Raw genomic sequence first — 6,346 nt, forward strand, 5'->3', positions numbered from 1 at the left:
GTGGCGAAGCCGACCGAGATCCCCGGGCTCGAGCCCGGCACCCCGGTCTCCGTGGCCGGGCCACTCCTCGTCCGCGCGCGCCTCGACGACGTGCGCCGGTACGAGGCCGCGGCGCTGGGGGAGGGGGACGGCGAGCCCGACGTGGACGCGGTGCACGACATGCGCATCGCGACGCGGCGGCTGCGCGCCGCGATCCAGCTCTTCGGCCGAGGCGAGCTCGCCGCGCTCGAGGGCGAGGTGAAGGCGCTCCAGGACGCCCTCGGCGAGGTCCGCGACGGCCAGGTGCAGCGGCGCTGGTTCGCGCGCCACGCGAGGAAGGAGGGCGGCGCCGGCCGCCTCGCGACGTGGGCCGGCGCGGGCCTGCCGAAGGCTGCCAAGCGGCTGCGGCGCGCGCTCCGCGCGTGGCAAGGCGCCGTGGCGCCGTCGATCGCGCGCGCGGCGGAGGACGCGGCAGGGAAGGGACGGCTCGAGGGAAAGCGGCTCGCGAAGGAGGTGACGAGGCGGCTCAGGACCGTGAATCGCCGCCTCGCCGACGCGCACGACGCGCGGTCGCCGCGCAAGGTGCACCGGCTCCGCATCGCGGCCAAGAAGCTCCGGTACGCCGCCGAGCTCGTGGACCGCGGCTTCCCGGACGCCGCGACGCGGATGCTCGCTGCGCTCGTGCCGCTCCAGGAGCGGCTCGGCGACCTCCACGACACGGACGTGCGGATCGAGCGGCTCGAGCGCCTCGCCCGGCGGGGCGGGCGGGGCGAGCGCCGGGCCGCGCGCGCCACGCTCGCCGTCCTCCGCGAGGAGCGCGACCGCGAGGCGCGGGCGCTCCGGCGCGAGCTCTCGCGGTGGCGGGAGGAGGGGGTGGTGCGGGCGCTTCGGCGCGGGTTCTCGGGCGGCGGCGGGCGGCGCGTGAAGCCCGGAGTGGATGGCGCGGCCGGGGCGAATCGGCACGCGGCGGGCTCGTCCGCGGCGTGAGGATCGGCGGGCGCGTCGCGGGGGCGACGGCGGGTTGGGGGTCGGGTCGGGTTGTCCGGCATTCCCGCGACCGAGGTCACCTTGGCGCGCCGCCTGGACGGGACCTCACGTCCTCGGCGGGCCACGATGGACGGGGACAAGGTACAGGGGGCGGTGCCGTCCGCCAGACGCCGCCGGCAACGCGGGGCTGCGGGCGGGGGCTGCGCATGGGCGAGGTCGCCGTGGCCAACCGCGTTGCATTGCGGTCCGTGGGTCGGGGCGGTGCCTACCGCGTCCAGTGGCCCGCCTGCGGGCGCGAGGTCCCGCCACTTAGGGCGGCGCGCTGGGGGCGGGGTGAGTGGTGGGGCTTGGCCTCGGTTGCCGCTGTCCTCGTCGCCATCGGAACCGCTCGCCCTTCGACAGGCTCAGGGCGAGCGGACGATATCTTCTGCTCGTCGTGAGCCTGTCGAACCACGAGCGTGGTCGTGGTCGGGGTCGCGGTCGACGTCGGGGTCGCGATCGCGTCGCCCCCTCAACGTGGCGTTCGAGCGGGCGCGCCCCGTGCCTCCGCGCTAGGCTCGGCGCCGTGATCCTCTACCTCCACGGCTTCGCGTCGGGCCCCTCCTCTCACAAGGCGCGCATCCTCTCGGAGCGGTTCGCCGCCCTCGGAGCGCCCCTCCACGTCCCGGATCTCACGCCCGGCGCGGAGGGCTTCGAGCGCTCCTCGCCGTCGTCCATGCTCGGCATCGCCGAGGCCGCGCTCGACGGCGCCGCGCCGCCGCACGCGATCATCGGCAGCTCGCTCGGCGGGTACCTCGCCGCGCTCGCGGCCTCGCGCGATCCCGGCGTCGAGAAGCTCGTCCTGCTCGCGCCGGCGTTCCGGCTGTTCGAGCGGTGGCGCGCACGGCTCGGGCCGGGGGCGCTCGAGGACTGGCGCGCGAACGGGCTCGAGACGATGCACTACGCGTCCGGGCGCATGCGGCGCATCGGCTTCCAGTTCTTCGAGGACGCCGGCGCCTACCCGGCGTTCCCGGAGGTCCGCGTCCCGACGCTCTGCATCGCCGGCATGCGCGACGACACCGTCCCGTTCGAGGACGTCGAGGCGTTCGTCGAGCGCACCCCGACCGCGCGCCTCGTCGCGGTCGACGACGGCCACGAGCTCGCGGCGTCGCTCGACCGGATCTTCGACGAGGCGCGCGCGTTCCTCCTCGGCGGGTGAGCGCCGGGAGGAGCGCGCCTTCCCCGGGCGCTCCGCTACTTCGCCTTGTGCGCGTGGACGTTCGCGAGCAGCGCGGCGTCCGGGTTCGCGTGGCAGCGCTTGCAGGTCGCGACCGTCGGCAGGACGAGCCCGGCCGCGACCGCCTTCTCGCGGTCGCGCATGACCGAGGCGGGCCAGTAGTCGGCCCCGTTGCCGTGGCAGCCCTCGCAGTCGAGCCCCTTCGCCGCGTGCGGGCTCGCGGCCCACGACTGGTGCTGGACGCGGTGGCACATCTTGCACTTCGAGTCACCGACCTTCGCGTGCTGCGCTCCCTGGGGCGCGGCGGGGGCGGCCTCAGGAGCGGGCGACGCGGCCGGGGCGGGCTTGGCCTCGGCGGCGGGCTTCGGGGAGGGAGCCGGCTTCACGGTCGGGGTCGGGGTCGGGGTCGGGGTCGGGGCCGGGGCCGGGGTCGGGGTCGGGGCCGGGGCCGGGGTCGGGGCCGGGGTCGGGGTCGGGGTCGGGGTCGGGGTCGGGGTCGGGGCCGGGGCCGGGGCCGGGGCCGGGGCCGGGGCCGGCTGCTGCGGGGCGACGGCGGGGGCCGGCTGTTGCGCGGGTGGCTCGGCCTTGCGCTCGCCGCAGGCAACGGCAGCGAGCAGGGCGAGGGCGAGCGGAAGCGTGCGGGAGCGCATCGGGATTCTCCTCGGTTCGGGAACGGAAGGCGGGGGCGGTGCCGCGGAGTTTACCGCGCGGGGCGCGCGGCGGGATCGCTTGCTACACTCCCGCCGTGCTCGTCGAGGTCGCCGTCGCCGCCGCGGTGCGCGGGACATTCACCTACCGCGCCCCACCCGCGCTGGCTCCGGAGATCGCGCTCGGGCAGCGCGTCGCCGTGCCGTTCGGCAAGAGCCGGCGCGCGACCGGCTACGTGGTCGGCTTCCCGGCCTCGGCGCCGGAGGGCGTCGCGCTGCGCGAGGTCGCCGCGGTGCTCGACCGCGTCCCTCCCTTCACGCCGAAGCTCGTCGAGCTCATCCGCTGGGCGGAGGACTACTACCTCGTCCCCGCGGGCGAGCTGCTCCGCGCCGCGCTCCCTCCCGGTCTCAACACGCGCAAGGGCGCCGCCGCGCCGGTGCGCCGCGGCGTCGAGTACGCCGCGCCGGAGGCCTCCGCCGCGGACGCCCTCCCCACCCTCGCGCGCGCCCGCGCCCAGCGCGCGGTACTCGAGTACCTGCTCGCGCGCGGGCGCATCCCGGTCGAGGAGCTCCGAGCCGCGTTCCCGGCGGGAAGGCCCGCCCTCGGCGCCCTCGCGCGCCGCGGGCTCGTCCGGCTCGAGCGCGAGGTGCCGGTCGCGCGCGGCGGGCTCCTCCCCGCTTCCGCCGCGCCGCTCGCGCTCACCCCGGCCCAGGCGGCGGCGCTCGAGGCGATCGCGGGGGCGTTCGGCGCGTTCACGCCGTTCCTCCTCCACGGCATCACCGGCTCCGGGAAGACCGAGGTCTACCTCCAGGCCATCGCCCGGGCGCGCGCCGCGGGCAAGGGCGCCCTCGTGCTCGTCCCGGAGATCGCGCTCACGCCGCAGCTCGCCGGCCGGTTCCGGGCGCGCTTCGGCGACGAGGTCGCGCTGCTCCACTCCGGACTCTCCCCGGCGGAGCGCCACGCCGAGTGGCAGCGGCTCCGGTCCGGCGAGGCGCGCATCTGCGTGGGCGTGAGGAGCGCCATCTTCGCGCCCGTGCCGGACCTCGCCGTCGTCGTCGTCGACGAGGAGCACGAGGGCAGCTTCAAGCAGGAGGACGGTCCCGCCTACCACGCGCGCGATCTCGCCGTCGTGCGCGCCAAGCTCGAGGGCGCGGTCGTCGTGCTGGGCTCCGCGACCCCCTCGCTCGAGACGCTCGAGAACGCGCGGCGCGGCCGCTACCGGCTCCTCGAGCTGCCCGCGCGCATCGACGACCGCCCGCTCCCGGAGGTCGAGCTCGTCGATCTCTCGAAGCTCCGCCGCCCCGGACGCGACCTCGGCCCGGGGCTCGTGTCACCGCGCCTCGCCGAGGCGCTCGCGGAGACCGTCGCCGCCGGGAAGCAGGCGATCCTGTTCCTGAACCGCCGGGGCTACGAGACCCTCGTCGTCTGCGAGGCGTGCGGCGAGGAGGCGCGTTGCACCGAGTGCGCCGTCTCCCTCACGCACCACGCGCGGCGCGGGATCCTGCTCTGCCACTACTGCGGCCGCACGGAGCGCGTCGGCGAGCGGTGCCCCGCGTGCGGCGGCGCCCGTCTCGGCGTGGGCGTCGGCACCGAGCAGGTCGAGGAGGCGGTCCGCGCGCTCCTCCCGGAGGCGCGCGTCGCCCGCCTCGACCGCGACGCGGTCGGGACGGCCGAGGAGACCGCGGAGCTGCTCGCGCGCTTCGCGCGGCGCGAGCTCGATGTGCTCGTCGGGACGCAGATGGTGACGAAGGGGCACGACTTCCCGGGCGTCACGCTCGTCGGGGTGGTGCTCGCCGACACCGCCCTCGCCCTCCCCGACTTCCGCGCCGCCGAGCGGACGTTCCAGCTCCTCGCGCAGGTCGCGGGCCGCGCCGGCCGCGGCGCCGACGCGGGCCGGGTGATCGTGCAGACCTTCAACCCGGCGACGCCCGCCGTGGCCTGCGCCTCGGGGCACGACTACGCGGCGTTCGCCGCGGGCGAGCTCGAGCGCCGCCGGCGCCACGGCTACCCGCCCTTCGGCAGGCTCCTCGCCGCGCGGGTCGAGGGCTCCGAGGCGGGCGCCCGCCGCACCGCGGAGGCGCTCGCGGAGGCGGCCCGACCGGCGCTCCGCGGCGAGGTCGCGATGCTCGGGCCCGCGCCCGCGGCGATCGAGCGGATCCGCGGCCGCACGCGCTGGCACCTCCTCTTCCGCGCGAGCTCGCCCCAGGCGCTGTTCCGCGTGCACGGCGCGCTCGCGCGCGTGGCGCACCGGCCGCCCGGAGGGGCCGAGGTGCGCTTCGACATGGACCCGCACTCCATGCTGTGAGCGGCCGTATCGCACCCGGCGACGGAGGCGCCCGCTTGGTCCCCTGCTGGGCGCGATCCATAATCGCGCGACGTGGCGCGCATCCTCCTCGTGGACGACGACATCGCCGAGATCTCGGCGGTCAAGCGCGTGCTCATGCGCGCCGGGCACCAGACCGTGCTCGCGACGAACGCGTCCGACGCGCTCGCGGTGATGGCGCAGGCGCTGCCCACCCTCGCCGTCGTGGGCGCGACCTGCGAGGCCGGAGAGGCGCTCGCCCTCGCCCACCGGCTCGCCGCGGGCGACGGCGCCCCGCTCCTGCCGCTCATCCTCCTCGGCCGCGACGACGGCGCTCCCGCCGGCGCGCCGCAGCTCGCTCGACCGGTGGATCCCGGACAGCTCGCGGAGGAGGTGACCGCGGCCCTCGCCCGCGCCGCGGCGGCGGGCGCGCCGCCGGCCCCCGCGGCGAGCGCCGCGCGACGGAACGTCGCCGTCCCTCTCCCGGCGGGCGCGCCCAAGGGCACCGCGGGCGTGCCCGCGCGCGGCAGCGCAACGCCGTCAGCCGCGGCCAGCGCCCCGAACCCGATGGTTCCGAGTCGAGCGGCCGCTCCTCCCGAGCGTGGCGCCTCCGCGACAGCGGAGACACGGAGTCGAGGGACGAACCCGACCTCGACCTCGACCGCGACCCCGACCCGCACCGCGACCGCGACCCCGACCCGCACCGCGACCGCGACCCGCACCGCGACCGCGACCCCGACGCGCACCTCGACCTCGACCCCGACCTCGACCCGCACCCCGACCGCGCCCCCCGCGACCTCGAACCCGACCCGAGCCGCGACGACTCCGGCCTCGCGCCCGCAGGCGCCCTCCGCGAGATCCGCCGCCCCGGACGCCCGCCGCGCCGCGGCGGAGGCTCTCCGCGCCCGCGCCGACGAGCTCCGCCGCACGGCCGCTCCGTCCGCTGCTTCCGATGCCGCGGAGGAGGACGGCCTCGAGGCGCTCCTGCGGCGCGCGGAGGAGGCCGAGCGGCGCCACCTCGCCGAGCGAAAGGCGCGCGCGCGCCAGGCGGACCGCGCCACCGTGGAGGCCTCCCAGCGCGCCGAGGCGGAGCGGGTGGCGGTCGAGAAGGCCGCCCGCGCGCGCGAGGCGGAGGCGCGCGCGCGCGCCGAGGAGCGGGCCCGCGCCCACGCAGAGGCGCGAAGCCAGGAGGAGGAGGCGCGCCGCGGTGAGGA

At 77.9% G+C, this 6,346-nt stretch carries 4 protein-coding genes and 1 pseudogene; 4 read left to right on the top strand and 1 reads right to left on the bottom strand.

Annotated features, from left to right (window positions below; translation table 11 throughout):
* Together MNY62_RS17055 and MNY62_RS17060 are read left to right on the top strand one after the other, a co-directional pair.
* The gene (locus MNY62_RS17055; RefSeq protein WP_242345393.1) at positions 1-966 is read left to right on the top strand and encodes a CHAD domain-containing protein; all 966 of its coding nucleotides are present in this window, start codon (positions 1-3) and stop codon (positions 964-966) included.
* A 565-nt stretch (positions 967-1,531) separates the two neighbouring features.
* Positions 1,532-2,164, top strand: a complete 633-nt coding sequence (locus tag MNY62_RS17060; RefSeq protein WP_242345394.1) for a YqiA/YcfP family alpha/beta fold hydrolase — start codon at positions 1,532-1,534, stop codon at positions 2,162-2,164.
* 35 nt (positions 2,165-2,199) lie between these two features.
* Here MNY62_RS17060 and MNY62_RS17065 read toward each other — a convergent pair whose 3' ends face one another.
* A complete protein-coding gene (locus MNY62_RS17065; protein ID WP_242345395.1) occupies positions 2,200-2,832 on the bottom strand; it encodes a hypothetical protein in 633 nt (210 codons plus the stop codon).
* A 95-nt stretch (positions 2,833-2,927) separates the two neighbouring features.
* Here MNY62_RS17065 and priA point away from each other — a divergent pair, with 95 nt between their 5' ends.
* Positions 2,928-5,135: a replication restart helicase PriA gene (gene priA / locus MNY62_RS17070; RefSeq protein WP_242345396.1), complete on the top strand. Its 2,208-nt coding sequence runs from the start codon at positions 2,928-2,930 to the stop codon at positions 5,133-5,135.
* Positions 5,136-5,207: 72 nt separating this feature from the next.
* A pseudogene (locus MNY62_RS17075) lies at positions 5,208-6,346 on the top strand (hypothetical protein); the annotation flags it as partial.

It is taken from the genome of Anaeromyxobacter terrae (assembly GCF_022690685.1).
GTDB lineage: Bacteria > Myxococcota > Myxococcia > Myxococcales > Anaeromyxobacteraceae > Anaeromyxobacter > Anaeromyxobacter terrae.

Excerpts from the sequence above, each read along its gene's own strand:
- MNY62_RS17065 (WP_242345395.1), bottom strand. The coding sequence starts at position 2,832 with ATGCGCTCCCGCACGCTTCCGCTCGCCCTCGCCCTGCTCGCTGCCGTT.